Raw genomic sequence first — 346 nt, 5'->3', positions numbered from 1 at the left:
TGAAAGTCTGCCTGTTCTGTATGAAATCGTGAAGAGAAGATGTAATCGGATCAACTATCCAGTTGATGTCGCAAGAGCTTGCTCAAGCCTTGCATTATGATTGATGTGTTTAACCGCCATCACCGATTGTATCTCGAGAAGCTGGTCTTTCTGCTGATACTGTTGAAGCTTGAATGAGTTTTGATGGATATTGGCAATGAGAGTGATCAAGTGTCTTAAGGGCATTTGGTGGATGCCTTGGCATGCACAGGCGATGAAGGACGTGATACGCTGCGATAAGCGTCGGGGAGGTGCGAATACCCTTTGATCCGACGATTTCCGAATGGGGCAACCCACCTTAGATAAC

General features: G+C 46.2%; 1 rRNA gene. It reads left to right on the top strand.

Annotation, left to right across the window (positions count from 1 at the left end):
• Positions 1-204: 204 nt before the first annotated feature.
• Positions 205-346 (top strand): 23S ribosomal RNA (locus FG154_RS20940); the annotation flags it as partial.

The organism is Cereibacter sediminicola (genome assembly GCF_007668225.1).
Lineage (GTDB): Bacteria > Pseudomonadota > Alphaproteobacteria > Rhodobacterales > Rhodobacteraceae > Cereibacter_A > Cereibacter_A azotoformans.
Note: the sequence above shows the minus strand (reverse complement) of the source record. Positions and strands in the feature narration are given on the sequence as shown.